The sequence below is a fragment of the Hoeflea sp. IMCC20628 genome (assembly GCF_001011155.1).
Classification (GTDB): domain Bacteria; phylum Pseudomonadota; class Alphaproteobacteria; order Rhizobiales; family Rhizobiaceae; genus Hoeflea.
The window spans coordinates 955,617-975,422 of sequence record NZ_CP011479.1 but is presented as its reverse complement, the minus strand read 5'-3'; the positions used below and the strand labels follow the sequence as shown (position 1 = coordinate 975,422).

13 protein-coding genes are annotated in these 19,806 nt (G+C 60.6%); 6 read left to right on the top strand and 7 right to left on the bottom strand.

Going from position 1 to position 19,806, the window contains the following annotated elements; genetic code table 11:
- Positions 1–11: 11 nt before the first annotated feature.
- Positions 12–2,996 carry an excinuclease ABC subunit UvrB gene (gene uvrB / locus IMCC20628_RS04540; RefSeq protein ID WP_156174407.1) on the bottom strand — a complete coding sequence of 995 codons (2,985 nt, stop codon included), beginning with the start codon at positions 2,994–2,996 and terminating at the stop codon, positions 12–14.
- A gap of 239 nt (positions 2,997–3,235) precedes the next feature.
- Here uvrB and IMCC20628_RS24165 point away from each other — a divergent pair, with 239 nt between their 5' ends.
- From IMCC20628_RS24165 to IMCC20628_RS04525, 3 genes are all read left to right on the top strand, one after another.
- Positions 3,236–6,265: a PAS domain-containing protein gene (locus IMCC20628_RS24165; RefSeq protein WP_052766297.1), complete on the top strand. Its 3,030-nt coding sequence runs from the start codon at positions 3,236–3,238 to the stop codon at positions 6,263–6,265.
- A gap of 198 nt (positions 6,266–6,463) precedes the next feature.
- Positions 6,464–7,165, top strand: a complete 702-nt coding sequence (locus tag IMCC20628_RS04530) for a hypothetical protein (RefSeq protein WP_156174406.1) — start codon at positions 6,464–6,466, stop codon at positions 7,163–7,165.
- Between the two features lie 121 nt (positions 7,166–7,286).
- Entirely contained in the window at positions 7,287–8,006 is a 720-nt protein-coding gene (locus IMCC20628_RS04525) for a carbonic anhydrase (protein ID WP_047029222.1), read from the top strand.
- A 114-nt stretch (positions 8,007–8,120) separates the two neighbouring features.
- On the opposite strand, the gene IMCC20628_RS04520 is transcribed toward IMCC20628_RS04525, so the two are convergent.
- Positions 8,121–9,113 (bottom strand): YHYH protein, encoded by a 993-nt coding sequence (locus IMCC20628_RS04520; protein WP_052766295.1) that lies wholly within the window; start codon positions 9,111–9,113, stop codon positions 8,121–8,123.
- A gap of 278 nt (positions 9,114–9,391) precedes the next feature.
- On the opposite strand from IMCC20628_RS04520, the gene IMCC20628_RS04515 reads away from it, so the two are divergent.
- On the top strand, positions 9,392–10,324 hold the full coding sequence (locus tag IMCC20628_RS04515) for a flagellin (protein WP_047029221.1): 933 nt from the start codon (positions 9,392–9,394) through the stop codon (positions 10,322–10,324).
- A 20-nt stretch (positions 10,325–10,344) separates the two neighbouring features.
- On the opposite strand, the gene IMCC20628_RS04510 is transcribed toward IMCC20628_RS04515, so the two are convergent.
- Positions 10,345–11,523 carry an SAM-dependent methyltransferase gene (locus IMCC20628_RS04510; protein WP_047029220.1) on the bottom strand — a complete coding sequence of 393 codons (1,179 nt, stop codon included), beginning with the start codon at positions 11,521–11,523 and terminating at the stop codon, positions 10,345–10,347.
- Positions 11,524–11,956: 433 nt separating this feature from the next.
- On the opposite strand from IMCC20628_RS04510, the gene yghX reads away from it, so the two are divergent.
- Positions 11,957–12,844, top strand: coding sequence for a YghX family hydrolase (gene yghX / locus IMCC20628_RS04505; RefSeq protein WP_047029219.1), 888 nt, complete (start codon positions 11,957–11,959; stop codon positions 12,842–12,844).
- Between the two features lie 87 nt (positions 12,845–12,931).
- Here yghX and IMCC20628_RS04500 read toward each other — a convergent pair whose 3' ends face one another.
- Both IMCC20628_RS04500 and IMCC20628_RS04495 read right to left on the bottom strand, forming a co-directional pair.
- A complete protein-coding gene (locus tag IMCC20628_RS04500) occupies positions 12,932–13,717 on the bottom strand; it encodes an MBL fold metallo-hydrolase (protein WP_047029218.1) in 786 nt (261 codons plus the stop codon).
- 90 nt (positions 13,718–13,807) lie between these two features.
- Entirely contained in the window at positions 13,808–14,494 is a 687-nt protein-coding gene (locus IMCC20628_RS04495; protein WP_047029217.1) for a zinc metallopeptidase, read from the bottom strand.
- A 251-nt stretch (positions 14,495–14,745) separates the two neighbouring features.
- Between IMCC20628_RS04495 and ggt the strand changes: the two genes are divergently transcribed.
- A complete protein-coding gene (ggt, locus tag IMCC20628_RS04490) occupies positions 14,746–16,479 on the top strand; it encodes a gamma-glutamyltransferase (RefSeq protein ID WP_047029216.1) in 1,734 nt (577 codons plus the stop codon).
- Between the two features lie 15 nt (positions 16,480–16,494).
- Here the strand turns inward: ggt and IMCC20628_RS04485 are convergent, their stop codons facing one another.
- Both IMCC20628_RS04485 and IMCC20628_RS04480 read right to left on the bottom strand, forming a co-directional pair.
- A complete protein-coding gene (locus IMCC20628_RS04485) occupies positions 16,495–17,046 on the bottom strand; it encodes a hypothetical protein (protein ID WP_156174405.1) in 552 nt (183 codons plus the stop codon).
- Positions 17,047–17,118: 72 nt separating this feature from the next.
- Positions 17,119–19,782, bottom strand: coding sequence for a cation-transporting P-type ATPase (locus IMCC20628_RS04480; protein ID WP_052766601.1), 2,664 nt, complete (start codon positions 19,780–19,782; stop codon positions 17,119–17,121).
- Positions 19,783–19,806: the final 24 nt, after the last annotated feature.

Below are 19,806 nucleotides of genomic sequence, written 5' to 3'. Positions count from 1 at the left end.
GTCGGACGCCGCTATTTGCCCGGACGGCCGGTCTTGCCGGGGCGGCGCTTGTTGCGGGCGGCTTCCGCCGGGTCCTCGTAGGACCCTGCCCCGACCTTGCCGCGCTTGAGGATCGGATCATCGGGTTTTTTCGGTGCGGCGCCCGGCACCGGCTTTTCGGTGCGGCCGACGGTCATTTCGTCGAGATCGTTCTTGCGGAAATAGGAGGCCTTGTCCGGTGCCGCGGAGCCCGCAAGCGGTTTCACCATGTCGGTGCCCGGGCCCATATTGTCGAGCGAGGGCTTCTTGAAATAATTCGATTCCGGATTGCGCAGGATATCGGGATTGGCCGGTTTGGAGGGACCGCGTTGCGGCTTGCCGGTGGCGGTGGCCTTGCGGCTGGCCTTGGTGTTTTCGATGCCGGCATTGCGCGCCAGCGGGTCGTCCATCATTTCGAGCTCGACCGCCTTCAGCCGCTTGACCTCGTCGCGCAGACGGGCGGCTGTTTCGAAATCGAGATCGGCGGCGGAATCGCGCATCTGCTTTTCCAGCGCTTCCAGATGCGCCTTGAGATTGGCGCCGACCATGACGCCCTCATTGCCGGCCTGGCCCTTGCCGCCGGGTGCGGAAATCGAGGCGCGGACATGGTCGCGTTCGTAGACCGATTCGAGAATGTCGGAGATATGCGCCTTGACCGATTCCGGCGTGATGCCGTGGGCGGTGTTGTATTCTTCCTGCTTGGCGCGGCGCCGCGAGGTCTCCTCCATCGCCCGCTCCATCGAGCCGGTGATCTTGTCGGCATAGAGAATGACCTTGCCGTCGACATTACGCGCGGCGCGGCCGATGGTCTGCACCAGCGAGGTCTCGGAGCGCAGGAAACCTTCCTTGTCGGCGTCAAGAATCGCCACCAGCGCGCATTCGGGGATGTCGAGCCCCTCGCGCAACAGGTTGATGCCGACCAGCACGTCGAAGGCGCCGAGGCGCAGATCGCGGATGATCTCGATCCGCTCCAGTGTGTCGATGTCGGAGTGCATGTAGCGGACGCGAACCCCCTGCTCGTGCAGATATTCGGTCAGGTCCTCGGCCATGCGCTTGGTCAGCACCGTGCACAAGGTGCGGTAGCCAGCCTGCGCCGTGGCGCGGATTTCGCCCAGCACATCGTCGACCTGGGCCCGGGCCGGACGCACTTCCACCGGCGGGTCGATCAGCCCGGTGGGACGGATCACCTGTTCGGCGAAGACACCGCCGGCCTGTTCCATCTCCCAACTGCCCGGGGTGGCGGAAACGGCAACGGTGGAGGGACGCATCGCGTCCCATTCCTCAAACCTGAGCGGTCGGTTATCGAGACAGGAGGGCAGCCGGAAGCCGTATTCGGCCAGCGTCGCCTTGCGGCGAAAGTCGCCGCGGTACATGCCGCCGATCTGCGGGATCGAGACATGGCTCTCGTCGATGAACAGCAGCGCGTTGTCGGGGATATATTCAAACAGCGTCGGCGGAGGTTCACCCGGCGCGCGACCGGTGAGATAGCGCGAATAGTTCTCGATGCCCTGGCAGACGCCGGTGGCCTCGAGCATTTCCAGATCGAAGCGGGTGCGCTGCTCCAGCCGCTGCGCCTCGATCAGCCGGCCCGAGGCCTCGAGTTCGACGAGGCGATGCTTGAGTTCCTCGCGGATCTGCTTTGTCGCCTGGTTCAGCGTTGGCCGTGGGGTGACATAGTGCGAGTTGGCGTAGATCTTGACCGATTGCAGATCGCCGGTCTTGTGGCCGGTGAGCGGATCGAACTCGACAATGGTCTCGATCTCGTCGCCGAACATCGAGATCCGCCAAGCCGCGTCTTCAAGGTGGGCCGGAAACAGTTCGATGGTGTCGCCGCGAACCCGGAACGAGCCGCGCTGGAAATCCATGTCGCGGCGCTTGTATTGCTGCGCCACCAGGTCGGCCAGCAACTGGCGCTGGTCGATGCGGTCGCCGACCGCCATCTGGAAGGTCATGGCGGTGTAGGTTTCCACCGAGCCGATACCGTAGATGCAGGAGACCGAAGCGACGATGATGACGTCGTCGCGCTCCATCAGCGAACGGGTGGCCGAGTGGCGCATCCGGTCGATCTGCTCGTTGATGGTCGATTCCTTCTCGATGAAGGTGTCGGTGCGCGGCACATAGGCTTCCGGCTGGTAGTAATCGTAATAGGAGACGAAATACTCGACCGCATTGTCGGGGAAGAAGTTCTTGAACTCGGAATAGAGCTGCGCGGCAAGTGTCTTGTTCGGCGCCAGGATCAAGGCCGGGCGCTGGGTCTCGGCGATCACCTTGGCCATGGTAAAGGTCTTGCCCGAGCCGGTGACGCCCAAAAGCACCTGGTTGCGCTCGTTCTCGTTGGCACCGGCCACCAGATCGGCAATCGCCGTCGGCTGGTCGCCGGCCGGCTCATATTCGGTGACCATGCGGATGGTGTGGCCGCCCTCGGATTTCTCCGGCCGTGCCGGACGGTGCGGCGTCCAGGTCTTGCCGTTCTTGAACAGCGGGTTGCCGCTTTCGATCAGATCCGACAATGCTTGCACGGTGGCGGTGTTGGCGCTGGTGGCGCCGGAAGCTTCCGCCTCCTCCATCGACATGTCGAGGCCAGCCACGGCGTTGAGACCGGCGGCAGACCGTGCCCGTGGATCTGTGCTCGCACCCATCGAGGTGCCGCGCGCCGATTTGGCGTTGCTCTCCTTGGTGGATTTGGCAGAGGTCTTCTTGGCCTTGCCCTTCGGCGGCAGCGCCGCAGCCTCATCGACGCTGAGCTTGCCCGCCTTCATCCGGTGCTTGCCGGCCTGCGAGCGAATTTCGCGGTTTTCCGCCTTGCGCCGCGCCTTCACCGCGTCGAGCTCGGCTTCTTTCGCCAGATCAGCGGCCCAGTCGGCAATCGAGCCGGAACTGGCGATCGGATCGCCGCTGAGCGGCGCCTGCGGCGCTTCCTCGAAGCCGTCAAATTCGGAACCGTCCGGGCGGGATGATTTTGCAGGAGATTTTGCCATAGCGGCAATATGGGCAGAGTCGATGGCGAAAGAAAGGGGTGGCCGGGGCATATGGGGAACAAACCGGCCGATGCTGACAGCAGGTGTCAGCAGGGCGCGCCACTTGGTACCCTGTCGCACTGCCACAATTCTGCATCTAGGCATCCTTGCCGGATATGATACATACGGCTGCAACTTGAGCGGCAGTCGGGAGCCCAGCGGTTTCCAGGCATGTCGCGTTGACACGATGGAAAGATCGCATGGACACGACGCTGACTGCACCTCTTATCTTTCTTGACCCGGAAGGCGTGATCACCGGCTGGAGCGAGGGCGCCGAGCGGTTGCTGGGCTGGAAAACCGGTGACATCGTCGGCCAGCCCTATTCCGGTATCTATGATGACCGGGGCTTTTTCATCGGCTCCGACGGGCCGGTCGATCTGGATTCGGTCTCGGTTCCCACCCCGGACAAGGGGCACGTCGTGGCACTGCGCAGTTCGCAGACCAAGCATTTGCTGGAACGGCTCGACCTGACCATGACCAATGCCGATGTGATCGGGTCCTGGAACTGGGATGTGTCGGGCGATCTGATCGTCACCGATGGCCGCTTTGCCGATACTTTCGGGCTTTCGAGCAAACAGGCCAAGAAGGGCCTGCCGCTGGAGGAGTTTGTCAACAGGATCCATGAGGAAGACCGGCCACGTGTCGCCGACGAAATCGTCCGCACTATCGAATCCGGTGGCGCCTACAGCACCGAGTACCGGGTGATGCGGCCCGATGGATCGGTGTCCCACGTGCTGGCGCAGGGCAAACTGGTCAAAGGCAAGGACGGCAAGCCGGACCGGTTTCCCGGTGTGCTGTTTGACGTCACCGCCCGCCGCAAGGCGGAGATGGAAGCTCACGCCCAGCGCGAACGCTACCGCAATCTGTTTGAAAACCTTGAATCCGGATTCTGCGTCATCCGCATGATCTGGGATGACGACGGCAATCCGGTCGATTACGAATTCCTGGAAATCAACAAGGCCTTCGCCCGCCAGACCGGCATCAAGGACGCGGTCGGCAAATGGATACGCCGCGACATTGCCCCCGGCCATGAACAATTTTGGTTCGATTTCTACGGCAAGGTAGCGCGCACCGGCGAGGCTGCCAGCAGCGAAAGTCCGGCCAGCGAGCTCGATGATCGCTGGTTCCAGGTGCAGGCGTTCGCCATTGACGGCGCAGGTTCCGACAATGTCGCCGTGCTGTTTAGGGATACTACAGCCAGCAAGAACGCTGAATTGTCGCTCAAGGCCAGCGAGGAAGAATTCCGTACGCTGTCGCAGTCGATGCTCAACCACGTCTGGACAGCGACGCCTGACGGCAAGATCGACTGGCTCAATGACCGGGTTGTGGCCTTCAGCGGTGTGGCTCAGGGAAAACTCGCCGGCGACGCCTGGGGATCGATCGTCCACCCCGAGGATTTTCCGGCCGCTGCGGCTGCCTGGACCGCCGCCATCGAGGCCGGCGAGATCTACCAGGCCGAATTCCGCGTCCGCCGTCATGATGGCGTCTACCGCTGGCACGTGGTCCGGGCCACTCCGGTCAAGACCGAGCAGGGCGATATCCGCCGCTGGGTCGGCACCAACACCGATATCGAACATGCCAAGCTCAATGAAGCAGCCCTTGCCGAGCTCAACGCCACACTCGAAGAGCGGATCGCCGAGCGCACCGAACAATTGCTGCAATCGGAAAAGGCGTTGCAGCAATCGCAGAAGATGGAAACCATCGGCAAACTCACCGGCGGCATCGCCCATGATTTCAACAACCTGCTTCAGGTCGTGGCCGGAAACCTGCAATTGCTGGCCAAGGATGTGGCTGGCAATGAGCGCGCCGAAACCCGGGTCACAAACGCGCTTGCCGGGGTCAACCGCGGCGCCAAGCTGGCAAGCCAGCTATTGTCATTCGGCCGCCGTCAGCCGCTGGAGCCGAAGGTGATCAATGTCGGCAGGTTTGTGAACGGCATGGAAGATCTGCTGCGCCGCTCGATCGGCGAGACCGTGGATTGCGAAGTCATCATCTCCGAAGGATTGTGGAACACATCCGCCGACCCGACCCAGGTGGAAAACGCCATTCTGAATCTGGCCATCAATGCCCGTGACGCCATGGACGGCGCCGGCAAGATGACGATCGAGGCCGGCAATGCCCGTCTTGATGACAGCTACACAACCGGCCACGAGGACGTCAGCAGCGGCGACTATGTGCTGATTGCGGTCTCCGACACCGGCAGCGGCATGGACGAGGAAACGCTGGAACAGGTGTTCGAGCCATTCTTCTCGACCAAGCCCGAAGGCAAGGGCACCGGGCTGGGCCTGTCGATGGTCTATGGCTTCGTCAAGCAATCCGGCGGCCATATCAAGATCTACAGCGAGCCCGGCCACGGCACGACGGTCAAGCTCTATCTGCCGCGCTCCGTCGACGAGGAGCACCTTGAAGAACAGATCGTTTCCGGCCCGGCTGTCGGCGGCTCCGAAACCATTCTGGTGGTGGAAGACGATGATGAAGTCCGCGCCACCGTGGTGGCGACGCTGCGCGATCTTGGCTATAATGTGCTGACCGCGCGCGACGCGCAAGCCGGTCTTTCCGTCATCGAAAGCGGCATCCCGGTTGATGTGATGTTCACCGATGTGGTGATGCCGGGAACATTGAAAAGCCCGGAGATGGCCAAGATGGCCATTGCCCAGCGGCCTGACCTGGTGGTGCTGTTCACCTCCGGTTACACCGAGAACTCCATCGTCCATGGCGGCAAGCTCGACCCCGGCGTCGAACTGCTCTCCAAACCCTATACCCGTGAATCTCTTGACGGCCGCATCCGTCACCTTCTGGCCAACCAGAAGCAGCGCACCATGCCCGCCGCAAAAACCGGTGCTGCGGCCACGCATGGCCAGTCGGGACCTGCCGCGCCGAAAGCCGACAAGCTAACCATCATGCTGGTCGAAGACGAAGCACTGATCCGCATCAACACTGCGGACATGCTTGAGGACATGGGCCATACCGTCATCGAGGCGGGCAATGCTGCTCAGGCACTGAAGGCCGCCGAAGCGCAGGATTTCGACATTCTGGTCACCGACGTCGGTTTGCCGGACATGAAGGGCGGAGAACTGGCCAAGGAAATACGGCGGCTGAAGCCGAATGTCGGCATCATCTTCGCCACCGGCGAAAGCGAGGTGCCAGCCGGCGCCGACGAAGATGCGGTGCTGCTGATGAAGCCCTATTCCGACAATTCGCTGAAGACTGCACTGAAGCAGGTCCGCTGAGCGCCCTGCCCGGCGCACCCGGCCAGTCAGTGGCCGCCACGACGGGATCAGCAAGCTGCGCAATGCTGTGCAGCCCAAACTGAACCCAGTATTAACGGCTCGTTAACCAAACATTCAGGGTTGGTGTGCTCGACAGGGGCATGACCTGAAAAGCCAGTGATCTCCACTGGCGTGACCAAACAGCCTGAGGGACTTTACATGATCCGCAAAATTCTGACCGTGGCATCACTCACCCTGGCTCTCGCCGCCTGCAGCGACGAGAACAAGGACGCCAAGACCGAGGTCGAGCAGGCACCGGTGGTGTCGGAAGCCGAAACGCAACAGGCCGCCGAAGCCGCTGCGAAAGCCAAGCTCGAAGCCGAAGCCAAGGCTGATGCGGAATTGAAGGCAAAGGCCGAACGCGAAGCCCGCATCAAACTTGAAGCCGAGGACAAGGTCCGCGCCGAGATGGCTGCCGAAAAAAAGGCAGCTGAGGCAGCCGCTGCCCAGGAAGCCAATGACCGTGCCGCCCGGCAGGCCAAGGCAGACAAGGCTGCAGCCGCAAAAGCCGCCGCCGAAGCCAAGGCCAAGCTGGAGAACGACAATTTCGAGAAGCTGCAAGCTGAAGAAGCACTGAGGGTACAGGCCGAACGCGAGGCCCGCATCAAGCTCGAAGCCGAAGAAAAGGTTCGCGCCGACATGGCCGCCGAAAAGACCGCCGCTGAAGCAGCGGCTGCCCGGGCGGCTGACTATGAGGCGGCGCTGGCAGCAGAAAAGGCAGCAGCGGACAAGGCCGCGGCCGAAGAAGCCGCCCGGCCCAGGACCGAGGAAGAACTGAAGGCCGAGAAGATGCAGAAAACCATCGACGACGTCGGCAACGCAGTCAACGCCATCGGCAATCTGCTGCAGAAGTCGAACTGATCTGACGGATATTTCCCACCGCCATCAAAGGCGGCGGGATAACAGTTTCCGGGCACACATCGCCGGGCCAATCTTCGGATGGTCCGGCGATTTTTAGTGAAGACATTGAAGGAAGAAATTTATGTGTGAGCAAAACGCGAAAGCGACCATCAGCCGCCGGGGGCTTTTCGGAGGCGGTCTGGCCGTCGCCCTGGCAGCAACGGCGTCCGGTTCCCGGGCTTTTGCTCAAACCGACGAAACGCCACCAGCCACACCCGATCTAGCACTTCAGCGCCTCATCGAGGGCAATGCACGCTACGTGTCAAATACCGCAATCAACACGGATCATTCCGCCAGCCGGTCGGCCCGCTCGCTCGGGCAGCAGCCCTTTGCCGCCGTCGTCGCCTGTTCCGACTCCCGCGTCGTGCCGGAGTTGATTTTCGACCAGGGGCCGGGCGACCTTTTTGTTGTCCGCGTTGCCGGCAACTTCATCAATAAGGACGGGCTGGCCAGCCTCGAATACAGCGCTGCGATTCTCGGCATCAAGACGATTGTCGTTCTCGGGCATACATCCTGCGGCGCGGTTGGCGCCACGATCACGTCGATTCAGGACAATATCCTCCCGCCCGGACACCTGCCGAGCCTGGTCGATGCAATTCGGCCTGCCGTCTATGATGTCATGCCCGGCAATCCGAGTGACCTGCTCGCAGCAGCAACCGCACAGAACGCCAAGCTCAACGCGGAAAAAGCAGCAGCCGCCGGTCCGATCCTCTCCGAATTTCACGCGTCGGGAAAGATCAAGTCCGCCGCTGCAGTCTATGACATTGCAACGGGGAAAGTGGAATTTCTGACGCTGGCATGACGAAGCTGCGCGGCGTGATCGCCGCGCCAACACCGGTGCAAAAGCCGTGTTTGCCGGTCATGATTGCCGCTCGCCGCGGCGCGCATGCCGGCGACAAACGTCAAAGGTCCGGGTTCAGGGGCGTGGCTTGGCAAAGGACGAATCCGGCGTACCGGAAAAGCACTTGATCACCCAGGGATAGGCATCAGTGACGTAGTAGGCATATTGGCCATTCACCACCATGCCGTTGCAGGCGTCGAGATCGCCGGCATCGGTGAATTCGAAATCATCGACATACATGCCATCGTAAGTGCCGCCGGGATCACTGGCCGACGACGGGCGGGTGCCGGGTTTCAGGCTGTAGCCGGATTTCGCCTTGCGCACGGCACCGGCGGCGTCCTTGAAATAGCTGCCGTAAATCGGGAAGCCGTCGGCCGCAAAGCCGATCACCGGCGACCCGTCATCGCCAGGCTGATCATCGAACATCGCCATCGGGTTGCCGTGATAGTGATACTGGCCATTGGGCTGGGTGTGGGCGTGATGAATATCAGCCCCGAAGCCAGCGTCCGGTCCCAGCGGATCAAGCAGCCATTTGTCAGTTGCGCGGCAGCCGATCGCCACATTGCCGTTGGCATCGACGCGGTTGCCACCCGGCCGGTAGCAGCCGGCCGAAAGGATATCCACAACCACACCATTGAGCAGGATCGCATCATAGCTGCGCTGTTCAAGCGCCGTCACGGATGCCTGCTGTTTCGGACTGCGCGGAATGGTGAAGCTGCCGGAGATTTCCGTCACCGGCGCGACGAAATTGCGGCCGCTGCCCTCGCCGGTGTCGTGATTGGGGATCGAGTTGGACTCGACCACGCAATGATCGTCGTAGGCCGTGACATGCACCGAGCCCTTGAGCTGCCGATATTGCTGGGTATCGGTGACATCCGAGGAATAGAGGTTTTCATAGCTGGCGCAATCGGCCCGGGTGCTGGCAAAGATCGCGCCGGTGATGTCGACACTTGTGGCCTCATGCGCTGTGGCGGAAAAGGTCAAGAAGGCGGTGCAGACAAGCCCAAGCCCAGTCGGCTTCGCACTGCTGCTCAACGCGTTGGCGAACTTCGATATCGTCGGTGTCATGGGGTATCCTTCGCTTCAGTCTCGATCAAATCACCAGCATTGCTGTCAGTTCTAGCGCCCGGGGTCGCAAAAGTGGAATTAACAATCGGTCATATTTGGCCACCATGACGATCCTGCCGGAACCTCGTAATCTCCGCGGCAAATCCTTCCCCGGAAAATCAACTTGCAGTTTTAAATAGGTATCTCTGCACCAGGAATTCAGAAATACTTAAGAGTTGGCGAAATACACTTCACGGTAGAAATTTGAATGCAGAATTTCAATTTGAAACCCGCGTCCGATGTCCAGCATACACACAAACCATTCAGCCATGTCTGCGCTTGCCACGCTGCGGCAGATCAATGCGCAGATGGAAACCACGATGCAGCGCATCTCGACCGGATTGCGGGTCAATGATGCGTCGGACAATGCTGCCTACTGGTCGATAGCAACCACCTTGCGGTCCGACATGAAGGCCAAGAGCGCCGTTGTCGACGCGCTGGGCCTGTCGCGCGCCATGACGGATGTTGCCTCGGCCGGAATGAGCCAGGCGGTCGACATCGTCGGCGAAATCAAAGCCAAGCTGGTCCTTGCAAGCGAACCCGGCGTCGACAAGACAAAGATCAACAAGGAGCTCGATGAGCTCAAGGCACAACTGCTCAATGTTGCGCAAAGCTCGTCCTTCAATGGCCAGAACTGGCTTTATGGCTCGCCCGGGATCGTCTCGATGCCGGCCTCGACCAGGGACTACGGCGGCTTTGTCAGTGTCGGTTACATCGAGGTGGACAAGAGTGAGACGACGCTGATCGATCCCGCCGACAACAGCAACGGCATCCTGACTGAAGACAGGGATGTCACCACGGCGGGTGGTTCGGCCGAAACCTTTTATCTGCTCGGCTCGGGAACGTCGGGAACCGCAAAACAGATCACGCTCGACGCCAACACCACCGCCGATGAGTTGAGCGGCATGGTTCAGGCCATGGACGACATGGAAAAGGATCTGATCGATGCCAATGCCATGCTGGGGATCAAGGCTAAAGGCATCGAAAGGCAGGAAGCTTTTACCAAGAAGCTGATCGAAGTGTCCAAGAAGGCACTCGGTCGCCTGGTGGATGCGGACATGGCAGAGGAGTCAACACGGCTCAAAGCCCTGCAGGTGCAACAACAGCTGGCGATCCAGGCCCTGTCCATCGCCAATTCCCAACCCAACATGATCCTGCAGTTATTCAGATAGCAAAACAGACTGCAACGTTATCACGCCTCGAACAGGCCCTCGAGATAATGCTGCCTGATGCCGAACATCGCCTTGATCTCGGTGATCTGCTTGCGCACCGCATCGGGGTCACGGGCAGACCGCAAATCCTTCTCCGCGACAATCAGGTTGTTCTTTGGCGTGTGCGCGTCGGAGACGAATTCGAACACCTTGGTGCGGTAGCCGTGAAGCTCCAGCAGAAGAGCGCGCAGCGTGTCGGTGAGCATCTCGGCCTGCCGCTCGACGAAGATGCCATGACGCAACAGCGGGTTGAGCCGCTGGTCGGGATGGCCGTCGGCCATCTGCCGGCGGATCTGCTTGTGGCAGCAGGGCGCCACCGCGATCAGCGCCGCGTCAGCGCTGACGCCCTTGAAGATGGCGTCGTCGGTGGCGGTGTCGCAAGCATGCAGCGCAATCACCGCATCAGCGCCGCTGGCGTCGTAATCCATGATGGTGCCGGTCTTGAAACTCAGTCCGTCAAAGCCTGATTTCCGTGCCGTCGCATTGCCGTCATTTACCAGTTGCTCGCGCATTTCGACGCCGACAATGCGAACCGGGTGCGCCACCACCGTGGCGAGATAATCATAGAGCGCGAAATCGAGATAGCCCTTGCCCGCGCCCATGTCGACGATCAGCGGATTCTCCACTTTAAGCGCCTGAATCAAAGGCGCAAAGATTTCCACCATCTTGTTGATTTGACGGAACTTGTCCTGCGCATTGTGACGCACGGCTCCGTCCTTGCCGGTAATCGCCAAAGCCTTGAGCCAGAGCTTGCCGGTATCGGTCAGCGGCCGGTTCTTGACCCGGTTGTGATCGGTCGAGGGCGGCTCGCGGCCTTCCACCTCGGTGCGCTTGAGCTGCGTCCTGTCGCCTTTGCGTTCAAACGCCATGTCGAAGTCGGTTGTCGCCAGCTGGGCGCTGCCGAACTCGGTCTTCAAGGCATGACGCAGCAGATCCAGCGCCTCGGTTTCGAAGAAGTTTTTGATGGTATCGCGGGTCTTGTAGCGGTAGGTGAAGGAGTATTTGTCACCGGCCTTGACCGTGATCTTCTTGATTTCGACAGACTTCAGATCCGGCTCTGAGCCGTGATAGCCAACCAGCCGCAGCCGCACCAGCGCCCCGCTCTTGAATGCGGAGCTGGTGGCGTTCAACAGCTCTTCGAGGTGATCGGGAGTGGTCACTGGGGTTCCTTCGGAGTCAAGACTGGATTGCGGGCAAACGCTGTCACAGCGAGGCTCCTTCTACCTTCCTGTCCCATAGAAGCAAATCACCATTATGGTAAAACCGGATATCCCGGACATCACGGGTGATCGGTGCTTCTGTTTGAGGCTTACGATCTCGACGCATTGCCCGGAACTGGCGTCGCGGTTGACGAGTATAAACGCAAGCTGGAATTTTTTGAGGCCTCAGATCCATCACTCAAAACCCAACGTGCCATTTCTGTAGCTTGCATTAATGCATACATCTGCGCAAAATCCAGCAACACTGAATTTTCCAAATCCTCATGGGTGGATGAGAGAGCATAGATATCAGTATTGAAATTGCGGACAATCGCTTCATATCTCCAAACTGACCGCAATGACGCATTGGTTTTTGCAAAAGGAAAGAAGAATTATGGCCAGATTAACAGCGAAAGACTTCGACCCCAAACTGCTGCAGCTGTACGATTTTTACGCCCACGGTATGATTTCAAGGCGGGAGTTTTTGGAACGCGCCACGAAATACACTGTCGCGGGCATGACTGCCACGACGGTTTTGGGCTTGATGTCACCCGACTACGCCCTGGCCGAACAGGTTTCGTTCAATGACCCGGATATCACACCCGAATACATTACCTACCCGTCGCCGAATGGGCACGGTGAGGTCAGAGGCTATCTGGTGCGGCCCGCAGCAGTTGAGGGCAAATTGCCAGCGGTGGTTGTTGTCCACGAGAACCGGGGCCTCAATCCCTATATTGAAGATGTTGCTCGCCGCCTTGCAAAAGCCGGCTTTATGGCCCTTGCACCGGATGGGCTGAGCTCCGTTGGAGGGTATCCAGGAAATGATGCCGAAGGTCGCGATCTGCAGAGCACCGTGGATCCAGAAAAACTGATGAATGACTTCTTTGCTGCGGTCGAGTTTCTGATGGCTCACGAAGGCTCTACAGGCAATGTCGGGATCACCGGCTTTTGTTATGGAGGCGGTGTCGCAAATGCGGCGGCGGTCGCATTTCCGGAACTTAAAGCCGCGGTGCCGTATTACGGGCGTCAGGCAAGCGCAGCAGATGTGCCCAAGATCCAGGCACCATTGTTGCTGCATTACGGTGAGTTGGATGAACGCGTCAACGCCGGCTGGCCTGACTATGAAGCTGCGTTGAAGGCGAATGAAAAGGTGTATGAGGCCTACATATACAAGAACGCCAACCATGGTTTCCACAACGACAGCACCCCGCGTTATGACGAGGAAATGGCAAATCTCTCCTGGGAGCGGACACTTGCGCATTTCAAAAAGCATCTCGCCTAACCCAGAGGCTTCATTGCGCTGTTTCAAGGTTCGACCTTCCACCTAATCGGCGGAAGGTCGAACCGGGTCCGGAGAGCGGCTGAAGCGTCAGCCCAGTGAACCGTTGTACCAGTCGTGCAGCTTGACTTCGGTCGTACTGCCGGCCTCGCTCAGCAGTTTCGCAAACACCTGCGGGTCCTGGGTTCCGTCGTCTTTACCGCGGTAGTGGTAAGGAATAGCCATGCCCGGCGCGAAGGCCGCCACGGCTTCCGCTGCCTGTTCGGCGTCCATTGTGAACGGCAGGTTCATGCAGACAAAGGCCAGGTCGATATTCTCGAGCGCCTGCATTTCCGGCGTTCCCTCGGTGTCACCGGAGATATAGACACGAGTCCCGTCGATGGTCAGCACCAACCCCAGGTCGCCTCTCGCCTTTGGGTGGAAATCCTGCCTGTCGGCAGAGGTATTGTAGGCCGCGATGGCCTCAATGGCGATGCCGGTCTTTTCCGTAGATTCACCCGGAGCGATGACGTCCGTGCGAGCCTGCAGATCCTCCGGCATCATGCCTTTGACATCGGCGTTGGTCAGGATCGGCGCCGGGGCAAGTGCGGCCAGCAGATCGGCATTGTAGTGATCGCCGTGCCGGTGGGTGACCAGGATAAGGTCCGGTTTGGGCAAGCCTTCATACAGCGCCGCGTCACCAACCGGGTCGATATAGAGGGTTCCTCCCGGGGTCTCCATGACGATGGAAGCATGCTCGACCGGATGGATCACGATCTTGCCGTCCATGAGATTGAAGCTGGCTGCATGCGCGGCGGCGAAGCCGAGCGATGGCAGAAGCGTTACGGCTCCGACAGTAGCGGCCCCGCCAATGATAAAGTTGCGTCTGGTCGTCATGGCAATCTCCTTTGATTTCGTGGTGTCTCGTTGTCCGGACTTGTCGAGACCCTACTAGTTGCATCACGGTTCTGGAAATTCAAGACGACGTTACCGCAAAGTCCGGACCCAGCGCGCGAGATTGAGCAGGCTCATCAGCGCGCTGGCGACGTAAGTCAGGGCTGCGGCCTTCAGCACGCTACGTGCGCCAGCAAGGTCCTGATCGCCGAGATAACCGCCCTCGCGCAGGATCGGCAGTGCCTTGTTGAAGCTGGCATCATATTCGACCGGCAGGGTGACGAGATGCACGACAATCCGGATCGCCAGCAGGCCGATGCCGATCACCGCCATGCCCAGCATCGCCACCGGCGCGCGCAGCAGGATCGCCAGCACGAGTGCTGCAATGAAGAAGATCAAGGCGATCCGGTCGGTGACCATCGCGAACCTGACCAAAGACTGGCGCAGCGCCAGCCCGCGTTCACCGCGATGGTGCTGAAGCGCGTGGCCGACCTCATGCGCAGCGACCGCAACAGCGGTCAGGCTGGCGCCGTTGTAATTGGCCTGCGACAGGCGCACCGTGCGGGCTTCCGGGTCGTAGTGGTCACCGGCATCGGTCGCCTCGACACGCACATCCTTGAGCGCGAGCCGCTCGACCAGATGCTGCGCCATCTCACCGCCAGTGCCGGGAAAATCCGGCCGGTTGGCGCTGTGGCGACGCATGGTGTGGCCGACCCAGTATTGCGGGCCATAGATAGCGGCAAGAACCGCAAGCACGCCAATGATGCCGAGGATCGCCATGGTCAGTTTCTGTCAAGATTGGGTTCGGTCATAAGCCCTACATAGGGTGCGACCCCCGCCTGATAAAGGGCGTGAGGCGCAGGTTGCCGCAGCGGCAGTGTCCATACAGACATCCTTCATCGCCTGGTGTTCTGGCAAAACCGGGTTGACGAAGACGGCTATGTGGCTTTCGATGAACCAGTATCTTGGCAAAGCGCCATGTCGATCCGTTCATGGCGCTGACAGTCTGACAATCTTGAAAGGACCGCCCGATGATCCGCCCGCTCACCGCCCTCGCCTCCGCCGCTTTGTTCGTCCTCGCCCCCGTTGCCGCCACCGCGCAGGAAGCCGCGATCTTTTCCAGCATGGATGCAGTGCATCCGGTCTGGGCGAAATCCGCCATGGTTTCAGTGCAGGAGGCGGTCGCGGCCGAAGTCGGGTTGCAGGTGCTGAAAGACGGCGGCAATGCGGTCGACGCAGGTGTCGCCGTGGCGCTGGCGCTGGCGGTCACCCTGCCCCGCGCCGGAAATCTCGGCGGCGGCGGCTTCATGATGGTGCATGACGCGGAGAGCGGCGAGACCAAGGCCATCGACTACCGCGAGATGGCGCCCGCAAGTGCGACCCGCGACATGTATCTCGACGCCGAGGGTAATGCCGACAGCAAGCTGTCGCGCTTTCATGGTCTCGCCGTCGGCGTGCCCGGCACGGTCGCCGGCATGCAGTTGGCGCTCGAAACCTATGGCTCCATGACGCTGGCCGAGGCCGCAGCACCTGCGATCAGACTCGCCGAAGACGGCATCACCGTCACCGCCGATCTGGCCGACAGTCTCAAGGGACTGGAGAAGCGGCTGAAGACCTGGCCGGCCTCAGCCGCGATCTTTTACAAAGCAGATGGCAGCTTTTACGAACCCGGCGACGTCATCAAACAGCCCGATCTCGCCGCAACGCTGAAGACAATCGCGGCGGAAGGCCCGGACGGGTTCTACAAAGGTGAAGTGGCGCAAAAAATCGCAGCGTCAGTGCAGGAAGCAGGCGGCTCGATGACCGTCGAGGATCTGGCAAATTACAAGGCCGTCATCCGCGAGCCGGTCAGCGGCAGCTACCGCGGCCACGAGATCGTTTCGATGCCGCCGCCAAGCTCGGGCGGTACCCACATCATCCAGATCCTCAATGTGATGGAAGGCTATCCGGTCTCCTATCTCGGCCACAACTCCTCCGAGACAATCCACCTGATGGCGGAAGCCATGAAGCGCGCCTATGCCGACCGCTCGGAATATCTGGGCGACCCGGATTTCGCCGATGTCCCGGTCAAGGCCCTGACCTCGAAGGACTATGCGGCAAAAATCCGCGACGGCATCAGCCTCAACCGCGCCACGCCGTCGGACACGATCAAGCCCGGCAAGCTGGCGCCCTATGAGAGCGACCAGACCACGCATTTCTCCATTGTCGACAAGGATGGCAACGCGGTGTCCAACACCTACACGCTGAATTTCTCCTATGGCTCGGGCATGACGGCGGCAGGCACCGGGGTGCTGCTCAACAACGAGATGGATGATTTTTCCGCCAAGCCCGGCGTGCCCAACGCCTATGGCCTGATCGGCGGCGACGCCAATGCAGTCGAACCCGGCAAGCGGCCGCTGTCCTCGATGAGCCCGACCATTGTGCTGAAAGACGGCAAGCCATTCCTGGTCACCGGCAGCCCCGGCGGCTCGCGCATCATCACCACCACGCTGCAGGTGATCTCCAACATGATCGATCACGGAATGAATGTCGCCGAAGCCACCAACGCCGCGCGCATCCACCACCAATGGCTGCCCGACGAAATCCGCGTCGAACAAGGCGGCTTGTCGCGAGACACAGTCGCAGCGCTGGAGGCCAAGGGCCACAAGATCGCGGTCAAAAGCGTGATGGGCTCGACCCAGTCGATCCATGTCGACGCCGACAAGAGCCTGCTGCTCGGCGCCTCGGATACGCGCCGGACCGGATCGGCGACAGTGGGGTATTGAGGAGTACGGTGGTCGTCATCTTATAGAGAAAGAGGGACCTCCGACCGTTTTTCCGGTGCAGTTGACCAGGACAATTGTCCTGCGCTTGTTGTGTTTGAAAGAGGGATCTATCTCATAATTTGCTTCAACTGCGTAAATTCGGATAAATCCATCCTTCATGACACCAAGCTTCTGCGTATCTCTGTCATAATCTCCAGGTATTTTGTCCCGGATCTTGCAACAATTCGAATTTTTGAGGCTTTGGAATGCTTCCGAAGCTGATGGAATGGCCTCCTCCGAAACGACCCCGCCCGATTGAAGGCTATTCAGTTCACGAAATAGATTAGGAATGTCTTCAGCGACATCCCTTATGGCCACATCGATGATTTCCGGTTTTGTTATTCGCTTGCACTGCTCGATCTCGCTTTTGCTTAGCGCCCGAGGTGAGCGCTCATCCGAACAACCGGCTAGCAATAGGCTTCCGCAGACAACCACTGCGGTGAGTACAGTCCCAATGAATCGAGAAAATTCGCATTGTCCGGCTATGCTGAATTTATGCACTTTGAGAACCATCTTTGAATTGAACAATATACTTTGCCGGTCGGCAAACCGTTTGACCCCTAACGTCCCAAAAACAAGCTACCCCCGACATATCCGCCCTCACCCCTTCCCAAATCGCGCCAACGTCAACCACACCTGTCCCAGAACCAGCGGCGCCAGGCTGGCGGCGGCGGAGAGCGCCAGCCCCTGCGGGCCCGGGTTTGGCAGGCCGAGAAGGTCCGCCAGCCATGGCAGCCAGTGCGCAAGACCGATCAGCCCGAGACACAGGGCCAGCGCGCCCCAGACGTAAGGGTTGCGGGTGACGTCATTGCTGAACAGCCCGGCATCCGGATCGCGCATGTTGAACACGTTCCACAATTGCGCCAGCGCCAGCGTCAGGAACGCCACGGTGACGGCGGCATCGGCCTCCAGCCTCAGCCAGTCGAGCGCCAGATGGAAGGCGCCAAGCGTGGACACCGTGATGGCCGCGCCGAGCACGCCGATGAGCGTCCAGCGTGCGCGGTCCATGATCGGCTCGTCCGGATCGCGGGGCGGTTTGTGCATGACGTTTTTATCGCCCTTGCCCAGCCCCAACGCGAAGGCCGGAAAGACGTCGGTGACCAGATTGAGAAACAAGATCTGCAACGGCAGTAGCGGCATTGGCAGGCCGATACCGACGGCAAGGCCAACGACCAGGACCTCGCTGACATTGCACGACATCAGATAGACCACGAATTTGCGGATATTGTCGAAGATCACGCGCCCCTGCCGCATGGCCATGATGATGGTGGCGAACTGATCGTCGAGCAGCACCATGTGCGCTGCCTGCTGAGCCACCTGGGTGCCGCGCTTTCCCATGGCGATGCCAATATCGGCCTTCTTCAGCGCAGGCGCATCATTGACGCCATCGCCGGTCATCGCCACGACATGGCCGGCTTTTTGATAGATCGACACCAGCGTCAGCTTGGTTTCCGGCGCCACACGGGCAAACACGTCCGCCGACAAAACCCGTTTACGCACATCTTCGCTCACCGCGCCAGGATCAAGCCCGGCAATCTCGCTGCCCTCGATCACCGTCAGATCGCCGTCGCCAAGCCCTGCCTGCCGGGCGATGGTTGCCGCCGTGTCGGCATGATCGCCCGTCATCATGATGACCCGGACACCGGCTTCCCGGCACGCCTTGATCGCCGGCGGCACGTCCTCGCGGACCGGATCAAGCAGGCAGACCAGCCCCACCAGCGTCAGGCCGACATAGGGATCGGGACCCTCCTGCTCGCTGCGTTTCATCGCCAGACCGAGCAGCCTGAGGCCTTCGCAGGCCGCTTTCGAGCTTCGGCTTTTCCATTGCTGGCGCGCCGTCTCGTCAAGAGGGCGCGGACCCTCCGCAGTCAGCACCGCATCAGCGCTGTCGATCACCGCTTCCTGCGCCCCCTTGACCGCAACAAGACATCTCCCATCGTCAGCATGCACCGTCGCCATCATCTTGGCATCGGGATCAAAGGCGTGCTCACGGATTTCCGGAAACTCTTTCAAAAGGCCAGCATGGCTGACACCTGATGTTTTGGCCACCGCCAGCAACGCCAGCTCCATCGGATCACCAGCCCGGCCGTCTGCCTTGCCGTCGCCCAGTTCGGCATTGTTGCACAGCGCCCCGATCCTGATCGCCCAGTTGAAGGGATCATCAGATGCCGGATTGCGGCCGTCGCTCTCATGCGCTTCAAGCTCGACATCGCCACCGTCAAGCAGGTAACGCACCGCCGTCATCCGGTTTTCGGTCAGCGTGCCGGTCTTGTCGGTGAGGATCACGGTGGTGGCGCCCAGCGTCTCGACCGAGGACAACCGGGTGATCACTGCGTTGCGCTGGCTCATCCGCCACATGCCGCGCGCCAGGCTCAGCGTCGCCACCACCGGAAGTCCTTCGGGCACGGCCGCCACTGCCAGCACCACGCCGGTCTGAATCATGGCAACCACCTCATGCCCGCGCAGGATGCCGGCTCCGATGGTCAGTATTGCAAGCGCGAAGGTCAGCCACACCAGCCGGTGGCCCAGGCTGTCGAGGCGTTTTTCCAGTGGTGCGGCTTCGCTTTCGGCGCTCTGGACCAGATCGCTGATATGCCCGATTTCGGTTTTCATGCCGGTGGCCACGACCAGCCCCTCGCCCGTCCCTTGGGTGATCGCCGTTCCCTTGAACGCCATGCAGGTTCTGTCACCAAGCGTTGCGTCCAGGCTGACGGGTTTGGTGGATTTGACGACCGGCACCGATTCACCGGTCAGAACGGATTCATCAGCCTGCAGGTTCGAGGCCTGGCTGATCCGCAAATCGGCCGTCACCACATCGCCCGCCTCGAGGATCACCACGTCGCCTGGCACAAGCTCGTGCGCATTGACGATGCGCTGATGCCCGTCGCGGCGCACCCGCGTCTTCACCTCGGCGATGCGCATCAGGGCTTCCATAGACCGCGCCGCCCGGAGCTCGGTGACGAAGCCGATGCCGCCATTGAGCAGCAGCACGACGACAATCGCCACGCCCTCGGCAATATCATCAAACGCAAACGACAGCAGGGCCGCCCCCGCCAGCAACCAGACAATGATGCTGTTGAACTGGTGCGCCAGGATTGCCAGCACGTTCCTGGTTTTCTGGCGGCGCAGCTGATTGGGGCCGTAGCGCTTCAGCCTTTGATGGACCTGTGCCGGTTCGAGGCCTGTCGCCGGGTCGGTATCGAGCCCGATGGCAACGTCCTGCACCTTGTGCGCATGAGCGTTTTCAAGCCTGTCTGGTTTCACGGGAACGCCTGCCTTTGCAACCGA